Annotated in this window: 13 protein-coding genes; 6 read left to right on the top strand and 7 right to left on the bottom strand. The window is 62.7% G+C overall.

Translation table 11 applies throughout. The features are described from left to right. Positions 1-21: 21 nt before the first annotated feature. Together ATY76_RS29205 and ATY76_RS29200 are read right to left on the bottom strand one after the other, a co-directional pair. Positions 22-1,548 carry a sugar ABC transporter ATP-binding protein gene (locus ATY76_RS29205; protein ID WP_088678137.1) on the bottom strand — a complete coding sequence of 509 codons (1,527 nt, stop codon included), beginning with the start codon at positions 1,546-1,548 and terminating at the stop codon, positions 22-24. A gap of 62 nt (positions 1,549-1,610) precedes the next feature. Next, positions 1,611-2,639 (bottom strand): substrate-binding domain-containing protein, encoded by a 1,029-nt coding sequence (locus ATY76_RS29200; RefSeq protein WP_088678136.1) that lies wholly within the window; start codon positions 2,637-2,639, stop codon positions 1,611-1,613. A gap of 413 nt (positions 2,640-3,052) precedes the next feature. Here ATY76_RS29200 and ATY76_RS29195 point away from each other — a divergent pair, with 413 nt between their 5' ends. After that, on the top strand, positions 3,053-4,057 hold the full coding sequence (locus ATY76_RS29195) for a hypothetical protein (protein ID WP_088678135.1): 1,005 nt from the start codon (positions 3,053-3,055) through the stop codon (positions 4,055-4,057). Between the two features lie 51 nt (positions 4,058-4,108). Here the strand turns inward: ATY76_RS29195 and ATY76_RS29190 are convergent, their stop codons facing one another. The 5 genes from ATY76_RS29190 to ATY76_RS29170 all read right to left on the bottom strand — a co-directional run bounded on the left by ATY76_RS29190 (position 4,109) and on the right by ATY76_RS29170 (position 9,840). Beyond that, positions 4,109-5,515, bottom strand: a complete 1,407-nt coding sequence (locus ATY76_RS29190) for an ATP-binding cassette domain-containing protein (protein WP_088678134.1) — start codon at positions 5,513-5,515, stop codon at positions 4,109-4,111. Beyond that, entirely contained in the window at positions 5,512-6,336 is an 825-nt protein-coding gene (locus ATY76_RS29185) for an ABC transporter permease (protein WP_088678133.1), read from the bottom strand. The genes ATY76_RS29190 and ATY76_RS29185 overlap by 4 nt, the downstream gene beginning before the upstream one ends. Continuing rightward, the gene (locus ATY76_RS29180) at positions 6,333-7,271 is read right to left on the bottom strand and encodes an ABC transporter permease (protein ID WP_088678334.1); all 939 of its coding nucleotides are present in this window, start codon (positions 7,269-7,271) and stop codon (positions 6,333-6,335) included. The genes ATY76_RS29185 and ATY76_RS29180 overlap by 4 nt, the downstream gene beginning before the upstream one ends. A gap of 11 nt (positions 7,272-7,282) precedes the next feature. Continuing rightward, the gene (locus tag ATY76_RS29175) at positions 7,283-8,797 is read right to left on the bottom strand and encodes an ABC transporter substrate-binding protein (RefSeq protein WP_088678132.1); all 1,515 of its coding nucleotides are present in this window, start codon (positions 8,795-8,797) and stop codon (positions 7,283-7,285) included. Positions 8,798-8,961: 164 nt separating this feature from the next. Further along, positions 8,962-9,840, bottom strand: coding sequence for an AraC family transcriptional regulator (locus ATY76_RS29170; RefSeq protein ID WP_088678131.1), 879 nt, complete (start codon positions 9,838-9,840; stop codon positions 8,962-8,964). Between the two features lie 250 nt (positions 9,841-10,090). Here ATY76_RS29170 and ATY76_RS29165 point away from each other — a divergent pair, with 250 nt between their 5' ends. Genes ATY76_RS29165 through ATY76_RS29145 form a run of 5 tightly spaced genes read left to right on the top strand, consistent with a single transcriptional unit; the run spans position 10,091 to position 16,905 of the window. Then, positions 10,091-11,518: an arabinose isomerase gene (locus ATY76_RS29165; RefSeq protein ID WP_088678130.1), complete on the top strand. Its 1,428-nt coding sequence runs from the start codon at positions 10,091-10,093 to the stop codon at positions 11,516-11,518. A gap of 59 nt (positions 11,519-11,577) precedes the next feature. After that, positions 11,578-12,639, top strand: coding sequence for a sugar ABC transporter substrate-binding protein (locus ATY76_RS29160; RefSeq protein WP_088678129.1), 1,062 nt, complete (start codon positions 11,578-11,580; stop codon positions 12,637-12,639). After that, positions 12,636-14,135, top strand: a complete 1,500-nt coding sequence (locus ATY76_RS29155) for a sugar ABC transporter ATP-binding protein (RefSeq protein ID WP_088678128.1) — start codon at positions 12,636-12,638, stop codon at positions 14,133-14,135. Before ATY76_RS29160 ends, ATY76_RS29155 begins: the two co-directional genes overlap by 4 nt. Next, positions 14,128-15,129: an ABC transporter permease gene (locus ATY76_RS29150; protein ID WP_088678127.1), complete on the top strand. Its 1,002-nt coding sequence runs from the start codon at positions 14,128-14,130 to the stop codon at positions 15,127-15,129. The genes ATY76_RS29155 and ATY76_RS29150 overlap by 8 nt, the downstream gene beginning before the upstream one ends. A 9-nt stretch (positions 15,130-15,138) precedes the next feature. Further along, complete coding sequence (locus ATY76_RS29145) at positions 15,139-16,905, top strand: CocE/NonD family hydrolase (protein WP_088678126.1); 1,767 nt, start codon at positions 15,139-15,141, stop codon at positions 16,903-16,905. Positions 16,906-16,914: the final 9 nt, after the last annotated feature.

Here is a 16,914-nt window from a genome sequence, read left to right as displayed (position 1 = left end):
TCCCTCTCTCCCATGTTCTCTTCACGCGGCATGGTCTGCCGCCCTTGCGCTGCCCATGCCGGAGGCAAGGCGGATCACGGCCTCTTCCGACATCTCGTCGGCACCGAGCTCTCCCGCGATGCGTCCCTCGCGGACGACCAGCAGACGATCGGAAAGGCCGAGAAGCTCCGGCATTTCCGACGAGATGACGATGATGCCGATGCCCGAGCTTGCCAGCTCGCGCAGCAGACGGTGGATCTCCGCTTTCGCACCGACATCGATGCCACGCGTTGGTTCGTCCATCAGGATGACCTTCGGCTTCACCGCAAGCTGCTTGGCGATCGCCACCTTCTGCTGGTTGCCGCCGGAAAGCGATTTCACCGGCGTCCCGATGCCGCTCATACGCACAGCAAGCCTTCGGGCGAAGTCGTCGGCCAGCGCGGCCTCCGCGCGGCCGTTCAGCAGGCCGACCGCATTGGTAAGCGCCTTCAGATCCAGCACCGATATGTTCTGGGCGATGGACATTTCCAAAAAGACACCCGATCCCTTGCGGTCTTCGGAGAGATAGACGATGCCGGCTTTCACCGCATCGGAATAGGCGCGGATCGGTTGCGCCGCGCCGTGCAGGCGCACCGTGCCGGCCGTGCGCGGCCGCAGCCCGCAGATGCCTTCGGCGATTTCCGTGCGGCCGGAGCCGATGAGGCCGCCGATGCCGAGGATCTCGCCCTTGCGCAGGCCGAAGCTGACGTCGTGAAAACGCACCCCGTCACTGATGCCGTCGACCTCGAGAATGGTCTCGTCTGACGTTTCGCCGGCGCCGAGCTTGTCGGGATAGAGCTGCGTGATCTCGCGGCCGACCATGCGACGCACCACGTCGTCCGGCGTCACGTCGGCAATGCGGTCGGTGCAGACGTAGCGGCCGTCGCGGAACACGGTGACCCGGTCGCAGAGGCTGAAGATTTCCGCCATGCGGTGGCTGATATAGATGATCGAAATGCCGTTCGCCTTGAGGTCGCGGATGATCGAGAAGAGCTGTTGCGCCTCGGTCTCGGTCAGGGCAGCCGTCGGTTCGTCGAGGATCAGCACGCGGCAGTCGAGCGTCAGCGCCTTGGCGATCTCGACGAGCTGCTGGCTTGATATCGGCAGGTCGGCGACCTTGCGGCGGACATCGATCGCGGCAAGCCGGTTCATCACCGCCTGCGCATCGCGCTCCAGCCCGCGGTAATTCATGAGCGGCGCCCGGCGGCGATTGGTCGCCGCCATGAACATGTTTTCGGCAACCGAGGCATCCGGGCAGAGCGCGATTTCCTGGTGCACCAGGCCGATGCCGAGAGACTGGGCGGCGGCGGGAGAGGAAATGCGCACAGCCTTGCCGTCGATGCGGATTTCGCCTTCGGTCGGCTGCAGCACGCCGGCGATGATGTTCATCAGCGTCGACTTGCCGGCGCCGTTTTCGCCGCAGAGCGCATGGACTTCACCGCGTTCGAGGGTGAAGTCGACATCCGTCAACGCCTTCACCGCCCCGAAGTGCTTGGTGACGCCATGAATGGTGAGCACGGGCTCCGCCATCGTCTTCCTCCCTCTCCGTTCGAACCATCCGCGCCAGGCGGCGCGGATGGCCCTGTCGGGTCTTATTCCTCGATGCCCCTCGTGCCGCGATGCTTCAGGTACTTGTCCCAGTAGAAGTCGTCGGCATTTGCGGCGGTCACGATCGAGAGGCCGTTGTCGACGACGGGGATGCCCATCGGGTTGAAGCCCGAGCGCTTGGCATCGTTCATCGGGTCGATCAGTTCCGGGTGCTTGGCGAGCCACAGCAGCATGAAGCCCATGTAACCCTGCATGCCCTGGTTGGGGTTGATCGAGCCGAAGACTTCACCGGCCTTGATCATGTCGAGGATGTTGGCATTGACGTCGGCGCACATGACGAGAACCTTGCCGCCGGTTTCCTTGTTGGCCTGCGCGGCGCCGATCGCCGAATTCGCCTCCGGCATGAAGACCGCCCCAAGATTCGGATTGGCCTGGATGAGGCTGGAAAGCCCCTGATAGGCCTTGGTCGGATCCTGATTAGACGCGGCGCGGCCGACGAGCTTCATATCCGGCCACTTCTCGTCCATGCGGGCGATGAAGGCGGCGATGCGCTTGTCGTGGTTGTCCTGACCGGGATTTTCCAGAACGGCATATTCACCCTTGCCGCCCATCTTCTCGGCGATCGCGTCGGCGGCATAAGTGCCTTCGCGGGTATTGTCCGAGGTGATGAAGGACACGCGCTTGGACAGCGGCGAGTCGGCCGCAAAGGTGACGACCGCCGTGCCCTGGCCGATGGCGCGGTTGATCGGCTCGATGAACGGATCGGAGTTCATCGGATGAACGAGAATGCCGGCCGGATTTTGCGCCAGCGCCTGGTCGAAAGTAGCGATCTGCTTGTTGACGTCATATTCCGGCGTGCCGGTATATTCGGTCTCGCAGCCGAGCTGCTGTCCCGCCTGCTTGAACATCTCGTAAACCGGGAACCAGTATTCGACGCCCGAGACCATGACGTTCATGACGTATTTTTCGCCGGGCTTGCAGCGGAACGGGTTCTCCGTCGCGGCGGCCGCGGAGCCGGCAAAAAGGGTTGCTGCCAAGACCGCCATTGCGGTCGTCGTGAGTAAAGTGCGCAAAAGTCCTCCTCGAGGCCGAAGCCCCTCCCAAAAAGCCCGAGGGCGCCGAAACGACGCCGCTGATCGCGTTGAAGCCCGGATTTCCTCCTCGAAGTCCGGTATGGGCAGCTAATCGCAAAGCTGCATTCGTGTCAATATAATTCACATGCTGAAATATATTTCACATAATTGTGCTCTGGCCGCGACGAACAATGCGGTTCCGAACCTGTCACTCAAACAGCATTGGAGTTTTCCGGACTTGGCAGGCTGCCGGCCATGCCGCGCTATTCGACAAAGCGCTGGCGGTTCGAAGCAAGTATTTAAGGACTGCGGGAGCAGGATTGGGGACCGCCGGGACTCGTGCCAACCAAGCGCGAATCCGCTATTGCTTGCGGCGTCATGTCATGATTGCCCAATGTGCAGGAGACTGCTGCATGCCCTTTAGAACAAGCCTTCCCTGGTCCCTTGCCTTCACCGCGATCCTCGCATCGCTCCTGGGCGCAAACCCGGCACTGGCTTCAGGGAAAACATCATCCGTCCCAAGCTGGCTGGCCGGATATGTCGGCGAAGGCAAAGGCCAGATCGCTGCCGTCGTTCTGGAGCGGGCCCGGGCGCTTTACCAGCAGAAGATCGCGGAGGGAAAGGTCAGGAACTCCTGCTATTTCGCGATGGATGCCACACGGCCGAACGATCTTACCGACGGAACGGCAGGCGGCCGCTTCTACATGATCTGCGAGGCGGAAAAGTCGTTCCGGGTGATATCGGCGGGACATGGCGGCGGCCGCAACCTGAAGGGCGTCGTCAACTTCTCCAATGGCCGGGAGTGCGCCAGGAATTTCGGCAATGCGATGGATTCCAACCTGACGGCGGGCGGCGCCTATCTGACGAGTGAGATCAAGACCTCGTTCAAAGGCTATTACGGCGCCTCTGCCGATCGGGAGACGGTGCTCACCCGCTCATTCCTCCAGTTCGACGGCATCGGCGAGACCGCAAACGCCAGGCAGCGCGCCATCGGCGGACATGCCGCGGCGCTCGTCTCCGGCATATGCATGCAGAAAAAGCCGGAAAGCCCCTATGCCAATCGCGAGGGCTACGTCCCGTTCGGAAAGCTTGTCACCTATGCGGGCGGCCGCAGCGACGGCTGCACCAGCTGGTCGCCCGAGGAAGCGCCGCAAGTCTTGTCGATGGTGAAGGATGATCCGACCACCCTCTACATCTATCCGGAGGCACGCGACATCAGCGCGGTCGCGCGCGCAGTGACATCGGGCCAGCCGCCGGAAAAGGCCGGATCATATTGGAACGCTTCGTGCCTCGGCGAAATCGGCTCTCCGCAGTTCTGGCCGAAGGAAAAGCTGGAGCCGGTCATCGTCAAGTACAAACAGGATCATCCGGGCCCGCCGCCGCGCCCCGTGCCGCTTTGCGAGACACCTTCCCATTGAGAAGCGCTGCCAGGACAGCGCCGACATCCTGCTAACGCTTCGGTTGTTGGCCTATCCTTTCAGTTCCACGACCCGGGCGGATATCTTATGGGCAACATCCCGGTCGTGAGTGACCATGAGGACGGCCAGCCCGGTTTCCTCGACGACCTCTCGCAGGAGCATGATCACCTCCATCTGGCTGACGGGATCAAGCCGGGAGGTCGCCTCGTCGGCGAATAGAAAGGCCGGCTCGAGCAGCAAGGCGCGGAGCAGCGAAAAACGTTGCAATTCACCGCCGGAAATCTGGTTCGGCAGACGGTCGAGCAAGATCTCGGACAGCCGCAAACGCCGGCGCAGCTCTTCGGCCTCAGCCCAGTCCTTGCCATGAAGGCGCACCAGATCCTTCAGCCCCTTGCGGATGGTCTGATGGGGCGCGAAAGCGGCCGGCGGGTCCTGGTAGAGCTTCTGGAAACGCCGCGGCGAAAGGCCCGGCTTTCGTTCGACCATTCCTGCATCAGCTTTGACAAGACCAAGCAGAATATTGCCTGCGGTCGTTTTGCCGCAGCCGCTCCGGCCGAAGATCGAGACGATCTCTCCGGCAGCAATCTCGACATCCAGACCGGAAAACAGGACCTTGTCGCCATATCTTTTTTCCAGCCCGCGGCCGGCAATGATGCGCTCCCCTGACGACGCCGTGACGTGACGCCGCCACCGCGCCGGTTCGGCGGCGAGCAGCGCTTCGGTGTAGGCATGCTTCGGGCGGTCGAGCAGCTCTTCGGCGGTGCCGTATTCGACGAGCCGGCCATCCAGCATGACGCCGACGGTTCCGCCGAGCGTCCGGACGACGGCGACGTCGTGGGTAATGGTCAGGAGCAGGCGGCCCGCCTCCACTTCCTGTCTCAGGCGGGCCATCACCGAGTCCCTGAGCTCGGCATCGAGGCCCTTGGTCGGCTCGTCGGCGATCAGCAGCTCCGTGTCCGCGGCATGCGCCATGGCGATTGCCGCCCGCTGCCCCATGCCGCCGGAAATCTGGAGGGGATAAAGGCTCTGCGCGGATGACAGCGAAACGTCAGAGAGGTTTCCCTTCGCGGCCGTCGCGCTTTCGGCAGCGGTTCTTCCCTTCACGTAGCGATGGACCTCCGCCACTTGCGGCAGCAGCTGCAGGGTCGGATCGAGCGCCAGCCAAGGCTCCTGCGGCAGGAGGCCGATGCTCCGGCCCCAGCGGCGGCGACGCGCGGCGGGCGTTTCCGTGAGGAGATCCGCTCCTTTGAAGATCACACGGCCGGTGGCATCCAGTTCGGGCGGAAGATTGCCCATGATCGCCTGCGCGACGAGCGATTTTCCCGAGCCGCTTTCGCCGAGCAGCGTCAACGGCCGGCCTGGACCCAAAGCGAGCGACACGTCGGAGACGATGCTGCCTGCCGAACCGCGGATCGACAGGTTCGAAACCCAAAGATCGGACGCGATGTTCACGTTCATGCCCGATCCCCTGGCGCAAGCAGCTGCAAGCCGAGAACGAGCAGAAAGATCAGGGCTGCTGGCAGCAGCACGTGCACCGGCGCCTCGGCGTAGTAGGGTAGCAGCTCGACGATCATGCCGCCGAGCTCGGGCGTCGGCGGCTGGAGACCGACGCTGATCGCGCTAAGCGTCGAAACCGCAATGATCGCGGTCGCCATCGCGAAGGCCGAAAGGGTAGCGATCATCTGCCCGATAACCGGCAGGACGTAATGAATGAGGATGTAGCGCGAGTTGAAGCCAAGCATGCGCGCCGCCTCGATATGCGGCTGAGCCAGCACCGTTTTCGTCGTTGCCTTGGTGACTCGGTAGAACTCCACCCACAGCGTCAGCGACAGGCCGAGGAAGAGCGGCCCGTAATTGCCGGGTGAGAAGGCGAGGAAGAGAAGCACCAGCATGAGGCCGGGCAAGGCAAGCACGATGGTCGCAACGAGTTCGAGAAACCGCTCCGTCCTCCCGCCCTTCCAGGCGGCGCAAAGACCGAGCAGAACGCCGGGTATCGCCGCAGCCAGCATGGTCAGGAACGCCATGCCGAAGGAGAGGCGCGCGCCATGCGCAAGCCGCGCCAGCAGGCTGCGCCCGTAGTGATCGGCCCCAAGCAGGTAGTCGCCGCCGATCGGGGCAAGGCTCGCGCTGAGATCCTGCGCGGCGGGATCGGACGGAATGACCAATGGGCCGGCGATGGCAAAACCGCCGAGCAGGATCAGCAGGCCGGCGCCGACCGATCGCACAACCCCGATCCCTGCTTTCGGCCTCGTATAGGAGATTCCAGCCACCGCACTCATGCATTTCTCCCCAAGCGTGGATCGAGCCATAGCGTGAGCAAATCCACGACCGCGCCGATAACGACGAACATCAGCCCCATGACCAGCGCGGTCCCCTGCACCATCGGTATGTCCCGCTCGACGATCGCATGCACCAGGGCATGACCAATGCCCGGATAAGCGAACAGCGATTCGACCACCACGACGCCCTCGACCAGATAGATCGCCTGCAAGCCGAGATAGGAGACGACAGGGATGGCTGCGTTTCGCAGTCCATGCCGCCGCACGACAACGGCCTCCGGGAGCCCTTTGTAGCGGGCGAAAGCGAAGTAAGGCGCCCGGGCAACAGCTGCGACGGAGTTGCGGGTGACGCGGCTCGACATGGCGGCGAGCCCGAGCGCCAGGGTCAGCGCCGGCAGCAGGATTTCGCGCGGCGAGCCGAAGCCGGCCGGCGGCAGCCAGCCGAGCTGTTTGGAAAAGACAAGCATCAGGATCAGACCAAGCACGAAAGGCGGGACAGCGCGGAAGACGACGGCGCCGGCAAGCCCCATCCGGTCGACCGCTCCGCCCGGGTTCAAGCCCGAGAAAATTCCGACGATCGGACCGATCAGCAGCGACAAGGCAAGGGCTGCGGCTGCGAGCCAGAGCGTGGCACCGAGCTGCACCTGCAATTCGTGCGCGACGGAACCGCCCGTCACCAGCGAGTGTCCGAGATCGAACCGCAGCAGACTGCCGAGCCATTCCAGCAGCTGGACCGCGACCGGCCGGTCGAGACCCAGTTCGAGCCTCACCTTCTCCGCCGCCTCGGCAATTCGCGCGTCCGGCCCGTAGCGGCCGGCGGCGATGCGCATCGCCGCATCGCCGGGCAAGACCCGCATCAGGACGAAGCACAATGCGCCGACCACGACAGCGACGACGCCTGCCTGCAGAAGGCGCGCGAGAAGGAAGTTTCGCATCTTGCTTGCGCTCATTCTGTCCAGCGGATCGAGGAGAGGCCGTAATTCACCTCGAGAGGATCCACCTCGACGCCGGTGATCCGCTTGCTCGACACAATGGCCAGCTCGGACCAGGTGACGGGAATGCTCGGCAGTTCCCGCTGCAGGATATCGACCACGCCGGCCTGGAGCGGAGCGCGGACATTCGCGTCACTCGTCGCAGCCAGTTTTTCGACGACGCCCTGCATCTCCTTGTTATCCCAGCCCATGGCGCCCCAGTCGCTTCCGCCCGGGCCATAGTCCTGGAGCAATGTGCCGACCGGATCGGGTACGATCGAATAGAGCCGCGAGATCAGTGCAATTTCCAGCGTTCCATCCTTGTGGCGGGCTGGGATTTCCGAACTGTTGCCGACGGATACCTTGGCCTCTATACCGACGCGCCGAAGCTGGGCCTGAAGCGCGGTGGCGATCGGCGGCAGTTCCGGCCAGCTGGAATAGGTCAGCATCGTCACGCTGAACCGCTTGCCATCCTTTTCCAGGATGCCGTCGCTCCCCGGGGTCCAGCCTGCGGCGGCCAACAGCTGCCTTGCTTTTTCCAGATCTTGTGCAAGCGGCTGAACGTCAGCGACGTTCCAGCCCTTCATCGCCGGCGGGAAGAGCTGGGTTGCGGCAAGATCGGAGTTGCGCAGAATGACCTTGGCGATGCCGAAACGGTCGATGGCGGCGCTGACTGCCTGACGCTCCTCCACCTGATCGAAGAAGGGTGATGCCGCATTGACCTTCAGGATGCGGGTGCGGGGGATGGTTGCAATCCGGACATCGAGCTTCGGATTGTTTTTCAACCTGTCGACCGACACCGGAAGCATGGAGAAGACGAGATCCGCCTCCCCGCTTTCAGCCATCAGGGCGCGGGTCTCCCCCTGCCCCACCGCAAGATAGTTCACATCCTCGATGCCGGGCCTGCCGCCCCACCAGTTGCCCGAGCCTTCGAGCTCAAGCCGCGCCGGTGGTGTCAGGTTCTTCACCTTGTAAGGCCCCGACCCAACGATCTGCACGATCTTGCCCGCGGCATCGAATGAAGACGGCGCCAGGATGATGGTGCTGAAATGCACGAGATAGGCGGGCAGAGCGGAGAATGGTTTCGTCAGCCGAATTCGCACCTCATCGCCTTCAGCAGCAATCGCCGCGATCGGCGCCTGCGAGAGGACGCCGACGCCGGCGAACGCTCGTTTGAGGCTTGCCGCTGCGGTTTCGGCGGTTACCGGCGTTCCGTCGTGAAAGGAGGCACTGCTGCGGATCGCAAAGCGCCAGGTGAGGCCGTCGTCCGAGACTGCCCAGCTTTCCGCGAGCGCGGGAGCGAGCGCCCCCTGCTTATCGGTCGTCACCAGCGTTTCGGCGACTTGAAGGCGGCTGAAGACATAGCCGGTCTGAGCAGGCTCGATCCCGGTGATTTCCCATGGACCCGCCACTTTGAGCGTTTCAGCGCATGCCGGGCCGGCCGCTATCGGCGTTGCAAGGGCCAACGTGAGGAGAAGCGTTTTCAACATGGCAGAAAGTTTCCAGTGGTGATCGAGGGATTCAGCCGAGCGACGCGAAGTCGCGACTGCATACGTAATGTTATTACGTCAGTCAAATAAAATGTTACGTAATAACATTTACAATGGCTGAGGAACCCGCCTCACGGCGCAGGGCTCCACCCGGTCTGGATCACTCATTCGCTGCCGATCGATCGGCGCTTATATTCGGATGGGCTGCAGCCGACGAGATCCTGAAACTGCGATGAGAGATGGAATGCGGAACTGAAGCCGAGAAGACCGGCGACTTCCTTGATGGGCTTGTCGGTATTGGCGAAGATATCCTGCGCCCGGCGGATTCTGAGTGAAACAAGATGCTGCTTTGGTGAGACACCGGTCTTCTCGCGGAAGACGCGCCGGAAATATGAATAGCTGACGCCGAGTTCGCCCGCCACGTCCTCGACCGAGATCCGTTGCGTGCACCGTTCCATCAGCAGCATGCGAGCCCGCTCCACCAGCCGGTCCGCGGGCGCCGCCGCCGTCAGCTCTCTCTGTTGCGAGAGTAGTGCCAGAAGCTGGAGCCCGAGCGTCGAAAGCAGCGGCTGGTTGGCAAGTCCGTCCTCTACTGCAAGGCTGTGGACTCTTTCAAACACAGCCGCAATCTCCGTCGTCGACGGCAGGACGGAGCGTGAAGGATCGATCAGTCCCGCGGTTCGCGCGAAATCGAAGGCCGTGCTTCGGCATTCGATCCAGTTCTCCGTCCAGCCAAGTTCCGGATCGGGCGCAAAACGGTGCCAGACCCCGGGGAACAGCAGGACGATGGATCCAGCTTCGACCACCTGCGTCTTGCCGCGGCGCCCGAATTCGAAAAGGCCGCGCCCTTCGGCGATGAAAATGACCTGATAGGCCTGCAGGATCCGGCCTCTTTTCCAATCGAAATGATGATCATCGGGATGGCGGATCGGAGGATAGACGGAATGAGGCAGGATTTTCGTATGCCCCGTAGAGACTGCCGTGCATCCCCAGGCAGAACACAGCCGATTATCGGGCAAATAGAGGAAATAGTTCTTTGTCATCGACCATCGCCAAGGATCATTTTTTGTATGCTTCAGATCATTTTTGGGGAAAAGACCGTTATGTCAACTCGCATCCGTGATGCTACGGTTCACAGGAGGATGGAGCCGGCAGCGGCGTTGCCGCCGAGGCGCCAAACCGCAAGCCAGTTGCGGCCCTGGAGGAGAAAAAGTCAGTGTCATCGTTGCTGAGCGCGGCCGGCGTCTGCCTGCTGCCACACCCTGCGCATTGCTGTTTGACGGCGGAGCGCGCATGACGGATCGCAAGCTCAAAGTCGGCCTCTTCGGGATAGGTCTTGCGGCGTATTGGCCGCAATTCGAAGGGCTGGAGGAAAGGCTTGAGAGTTATGTCGGGCAGATGGCCGACAAGCTCGCCCGGCCGGATATCGAGGTCGTCAACCTCGGCCTGATCGACTCGCCCGAAAGGGCCTTCGACGCCGGCCATCGTTTCCGCGAAGCCGATGTCGATATCATCTTTCTACACGTGACGACCTATGCGCTGTCCTCCACGGTCCTTCCGGTCGTGCGGCGTGCGCGTGTTCCCGTCATCATCCTGAACCTGCAGCCGGAAGCATCGATCGACTATCGCAGCTTCAACGCGCTTGGAAACCGGACGAAGATGACCGGCGAATGGCTCGCCCACTGCGGCGCTTGTCCCGTGCCGGAGATCGCCAATGTGTTTCGCCGTTCGGGGGTCGCCTTCCACCAGATCACCGGCATGCTGCACGGCGACCCGATCGTCGACCGCGAAATTGTCGGCTGGATCGATGCGGCACGCGTCGCCCATGTGATGGCGCATAACAGGCTCGGCGTCATGGGCCGCTATTACAACGGCATGCTCGATATCTATTCCGATCTGACCGCGCATGCGGCAGCCTTCGGCACGCACATCGAAATCGTCGAGATTGACGAGTTGGCGCGCCTGCGGCGCGAGGCGACGGACGAGGAGATCGCCCTGTCTCTGACGACGATCAGGCAGGAATTCGACATCGATCCGGATTGCGATCCAGCCGAACTTCGAAGGGCTGCCGGCACCGCCGTCGCCTTGCGCAAGTTCGTCGATGCGAGGAAGCTCGGCTCGCTCGCCTATTACTATGAATCCACGCCGGGTCATGAATATGAAGACGTGATCACCTCGGTGATCGTCGGCTGCTCGCTGCTGACGGCGCAGGGCGTGCCGGTTGCCGGAGAATACGAGGTCAAGAACGTCCAGGCCATGAAGATCATGGACAGTTTCGGCGTGGGCGGCTCCTTCACCGAATATTATGCGATGGACTTTCGCGAGGACGTCGTGCTCATGGGCCATGACGGACCCGGCCATATCAAGGTCGCCGAAGGCAAGACCAAGATCCGCCCGCTCAAAGTGTATCACGGCAAGGTCGGATCCGGCGTCAGCGTCGAGATGTCCGTCAGGCATGGGCCGGTGACCCTTCTATCGGTGATCGAGCGTGAGGGGCGGATCGTTCTGCTCTGCGCCCAGGGAGAGTCCGTGCCCGGACCGATCCTGGAAATCGGCAATACCAACAGCCGCTACAAATTCGAGATCGGCGCTCGCCGCTTCGTCGAGAGCTGGAACGCCGAAGGGCCGGCGCATCACTGTGCCGTCGGCGTCGGACATATCGCCGGAAAAATCGAAAAACTCGGCAAGCTTCTGGATCTCGAGGTGATCCAGATCTGCTGAACATGCATGGGCCGCGGGCTGACACCCCGGTCAAAAACAACAGGTGAGGAGGACCTGACATGCCTATAGGAAATTCGACATATCCCGCCCGCGGACGCCGCATCGCTGGCCTGCTCGTTGCAGCCGTTCTGGCGCTGGGAGGCCAGACGGCCGGCGCTGCCGAGATCCATCTGGACGCCCCGGCGCCGACACCGCCTGCGGAAGTGGCAAAGTTCGAGCCGATCCAACCCGGCAGCGCCAAGGGACTGACACTTGGCTTTACCCAGCTCATCCTCGGCGTTCCCTTCACGGATGCACTGCAGCGCGGCATGGAGAAGGCCTCCGAAACTGCCGGCTTCAAGCTGGTGACCTGCGATTCCAAGATGGATGCCGCCACCGCCCTCTCCTGTGTCCGCCAGTTCAAGACGCAGAATGTCGATGGCCTCATCACATTCCAGGCAGACGCTGCGGCCGCCGCCAACATCTGCGCCGAAGGCCCCAAAGTTCCAGTCATCGCGATCGATATCGAACAGAAGCCGTGCGAAACCGCCTTTGTCGGCGCAGCCAATTCCTATGCCGGTGAAATCGTCGGCCATGAACTCGGCATGTATTTCGCCAAGAATTTCAATTGCGAATACGATGCCTTCGTATCGCTGGAATCGACGGCCGTGGGCGTCGTCAACGACCAGCGGATGGGCGGCATCCGCAAGGCCTTCGAGGCCGTTTGCGGGCCGGTGCAGAACCTGCGCATCATCGATACGGGCGCCGGCGGCCAGGCCGATGCAGCGCAACGCCAGTTCACCGATACGCTGACCGCCCTGCCCGGCGCCACCAAGATCATCACCGTCGGCATCAACGAAGACGTCATCACCGCAGCGCTGGCCGCTGCGCGCACGCAGGGACGGAACCAGGATCTCTATCTGGGCGTCCAGAATTTCGACCCCGACAATTGCCAGATCTGGACCGCGCCGCATTTCATCGCGACGGCCGCCTATTTCCCGGAGCGTTACGCCGATCTGATCGTCCCCAACCTGGTCAAGGCCATCAAGGGCGGGAAGATCAACAGCCAGATCCTGGTTCCGCATGAGCTGATTACCCCGGCAAATGTCGCCAAGATCTACCCGGAGTATGCCTGCAAATGACGACGGACTTCCTTGCCGTCCGCGGCATCCGGAAATCGTTCGGCCCGGTCGAGGTGCTGCATGGCGTGGACCTCGATCTCGCAGCCGGGACGATCACTGCCCTTCTCGGAGAGAATGGCGCCGGCAAGTCCACCTTCGTGCGCATCCTGGCCGGTGACCACCGGCCGGATGACGGGACGATTTCCGTGGACGGCAAGCTTGCGTCCTTCCACGGTGTCGGCGATGCGCGGGAAGCCGGTATCAGGCTGATCGCCCAGGAAATCGCCGACGCCCCCACCCTGACGGTTGCCGAGAATATCGTCCTTGGCGCCTGGCCGACAAAAGGCGGCCTTCTTGATCGGCGGCTCATGCAGCGGATGGCACAGGAGGCGCTTGATCTGCTTGGCGCCGAACTGCCGCTGATGGAGAAAGTCGCAAATCTTCGTCTCGGCGAGCGGCAGATCATCGAGATTGCCCGCGCAACGATCGGCGCGTCGAAGTGCATCATCTTTGACGAGGCCACCGCTGCCCTGTCGGACGCCGAGGCGCGCAAGCTCTTTCAACTGATCCGGCGCCTGGCCGAACGCGGGACTGCCGTTCTCTACATCACTCACCGGCTCGACGAAGTTTTTGCCTTGGCGGATCGGGTGTGCGTGCTGCGTGACGGCCGCGTCTCACTGGACCGGCCGACCCGTGAGGTTTCCCAGGAACAGGTGATCGAGGCAATGGTCGGGCGCGCGGTCGCACATGCGCGCCATTCGTTTGCTGCTCCATCTTCCGCCGCGGAGCCCATTCTCGAGACCAAGCACCTCGGATCGGATGCTTTCGCGGATATCTCCTTTGCTCTGCGGCCCGGCGAGATCCTCGGCATGTACGGCAAGGTCGGTCCCGGCGTTCAGGAGCTCGCGGCCTCGCTCGTCGGCGCCCGGACGTTCGATAGAGGTGAACTCCTCGTCGACGGCAAGTCCGTCCGTTTCCACCATCCGGCCGAGGCGATAGCCGCGTCGATTGGGCATCTGCCGGCAGACCGGGCGAGCGAGGGGCTGCTGCGCACGATGACGCTCGCGGAGAACCTGTCTGCACCAAGCTGGCCAAAGCTGGCCCGCGCCGGCCTCCTGAGCGGCGAGCGGCTGCACTCCGCCTATTCCCGCTGGCATCGCAAGCTGCGCGTGAAGGCGGATGCTACCGGCAGCCAGATCATCACCGAACTGTCCGGCGGCAACCAGCAGAAGGTCCTGCTCGGCCGCTGGCTCGAGGCAGACTCCAGGATCCTGGTGCTGACGGAACCGACGCGTGGTGTCGATGTCGGCGCCCGCCAGGAGATTTATCGCATCCTCGCCGATCTGGCAGCCAAAGGTCATGCCATCATCATCGCCACCTCCGACTACGAGGATATCAATGCCGTCGCCAGCCGCGCGCTCGTGCTGGTCCGCGGGCGGCTGATTGCGGAAATCCCGCATGATCGCATTTCAACCGAAACTCTGACTGAAGCCGCGGGAGGCGGTGTCCATGCATGACAAGCTTCAATCCGATGCCCTGACTGCCATGGCGGATATCGACGCGAATGGCGGTAAAACCGGCTTCTGGCGCAAGACGCCGGAATCGGCGGCGCTCCTCGCCTTCCTGCTCGCCGAAATCATCTTCTTCTCCTTGAGTTCGCCCTACTTCCTGACCTGGGGCAACTGGGTCAACGTCATCACGGCCTTGTCGATAACAGGCGTGCTTGCAGCCGGCGGAACCATGCTTTTGATTGCCGGCCAGTTCGACCTGTCGGTCGGCAGCGGTGTCGCCTTCGTAGCCCTCGTCATGGCGCTGACCGTCGACAGCATCGGCATCGTTCCGGCAAGTGCCCTCGCATTGCTCGTCGGCATGGGGATCGGCGTAATCAACGGCTTTCTGGTGACGAAGATCGGTGTCAATGCGCTGATCACCACGCTTGGCACACTGGCGATCTTCCGCGGCCTGACCCAATCGATCGGCGGCGGCAAGAATATGCTGATCTCTAACTTCGACTGGGCGATCTGGCGCCCCTTCTTCAACATTCCGCTGTCCGCGCTGGTCTTCGTTCTCGTCGCCATCGTCGTCGGCCTCGTCCTCAAACGCACGGTCTTCGGCCGGTCGATCTATGCGATCGGCGCCAATGAGAATGCCGCGCGCCTGGTCGGGATCAAGACGAAGCGCGTGGTGTTTCTGAGCTTCCTGCTGTCGGGCGCCTTCATCGGGCTCGGCGGGCTGATGAGCGCCTCGCAGCTCGGCTCGACGTCGGGCACGACCGGTATCGGCCTCGAACTCGCCGTCGTCACCGCCGTCATTCTCGGCGGTACGTCTCTGAAGGGCGGCACGGGTACGATGTTCGGCACGGTGATCGGGCTGCTGATCGTCGGCGTGCTGAACAATGGGCTGACGCTGATGAACATCAACTCTTCCTGGCAGCAGGCGGCCACCGGCTTCCTGCTCATCCTCGCGGTCTCCTTCGACCAGTTGCGGCAGCGACTTGTCGGCAGGCGCTGAGAACCGGCCATGACGAAACAAGCAACCTTCAGGCTGCTCGACAATGTCGATGTGGCGATGCGCGACGGCGTGAAACTCAAGACCGATCTCTGGCTTCCGGCGGCGGACGGCGCCTGGCCGGTGCTTCTGCAGCGAACCCCCTATCGCAAGGAAGCGCCGTTCGGATCGCAATATATTTCCGCTCTGGAGTTTCAGGCGGCGCTGCGCCGAGGCTATGCGATCGCAATTCAGGATACCCGCGGCCGCTATCAATCGGACGGCGAGTTCGCGCCCTTTGAATTCGAAGGGCGTGACGGCGCCGATACGATCGAGTGGCTGAGGCGCCAGCCGTTCTGCAATGGAAAAATCGGGATGTTCGGCGCGTCTTATGTCGGCGCCACCCAGGTGCTCGCACTGTCGGAAAATCCCGCAGGCCTGAAAGCGATCGCGCCGCAGCTGACGACGGCGCGTCACGGTGAAACGTGGATGTATCGTGGCGGCGCGCTGGAACTCGCCTTCCTGCTGCTATGGGTGATCGAGGCGCTGGGCGCCGATCATATCCTGCATCGGATGGCGGTAATGCCAGCGGATGTCCAAGAGCGTTCGAAAGCCTTTCTGGAACTCTTGCAGCGGGATCCCTTTTCGGCTTTCGCCCGGCTGCCAATCTTCAATGAAGCGATCGCCGAGCTTGCACCCTACGCCCGCGACTGGTTCGACCCCGACGCAATCAGCGGCAAGTCCGCGTCAGTTCGGCCGGATCGGATCGAGACGAACGAAACCGCAATGCTGGTCGTCGCCGGATGGAACGATATCTTTCTAGAGGGTTCGATCGAACTCTTCGAGAAGGCAAAATCGCGTTGGACGAGACGACGCGAGATACCCGACCGGCTTATCATCGGCCCGTGGTCCCATGGCAATCCGAGCGACTGGCAGGGCGAGGAATGGCTGGGTTACAGTGCATCAAGCATCGACCTCCCGGAGGAGAACCTCGCCTTCTTCGACAGCGTTTTTCAGGATCGCCAACCGACCTCGCCAATGGTGCGCTATTTCCGTTCGGGGTCGAACAGCTGGCACGCGGCGCCGGATTGGCCGCTGCCGGATACGGTCGCCGTGCCGCATTTCCTCGATTGCGGCCGAGCCACGCTCGGCTCGGCACCCGGCGCGAAAGTGAGCGCCAGCTATGTCTCCGATCCGACGAGACCGGTGCCGACCGTCGGCGGCGCGACTTTCCTTCCCGGCCTTCTTCTCGGGAGAAATTCGGGGCCGCTCGATCAGTCGACGATCGAGTCGCGAGACGACGTGCTGGTCTTCACCGGCCAGCCCCTTCGTGATGATCTCGAGGTGACAGGTTTGGTAACGGCCTGCCTCTGGGTCACCTCATCGGCTCCGACCTGCGATTGGACAGCAAAGCTTTGCGACGTGGCTCCCGATGATCGGAGCCTCGCCGTCGTCGATGGCATCGTCAGATGGAGCCGCGGCGGCGAAACAGGGGATGATCCCGCCGAAGTCATCATCCGGCTCGGACATACCAGTCGCCTGTTCAAGAAAGGGCATCGGCTGCGGCTTCAGATCGCCTCTTCGAACTTTCCCCGTTTCGACCGCAATCCGCAGTCGGAAGTCGCTTCCACTCTCGCGAAGGCCTCGGATTTCGCTCTGGCCAGGCAGCAGATCTTCTCCGGCGCGGCCTATCCCAGCCGCCTCATCCTGCCGGTGGTGACCACTGCCTATCCTGCTGCCAACTCACTCGCCGCGTTGACGGGGGAGCTTGGTTCCACGGAGTCTGACGATAACCGATAGCCACGAGCA

Origin of the sequence: Rhizobium sp. R339 (assembly GCF_002211395.1) — a bacterium.
GTDB lineage: Bacteria > Pseudomonadota > Alphaproteobacteria > Rhizobiales > Rhizobiaceae > Rhizobium.
Note: the sequence above shows the minus strand (reverse complement) of the source record. Positions and strands in the feature narration are given on the sequence as shown.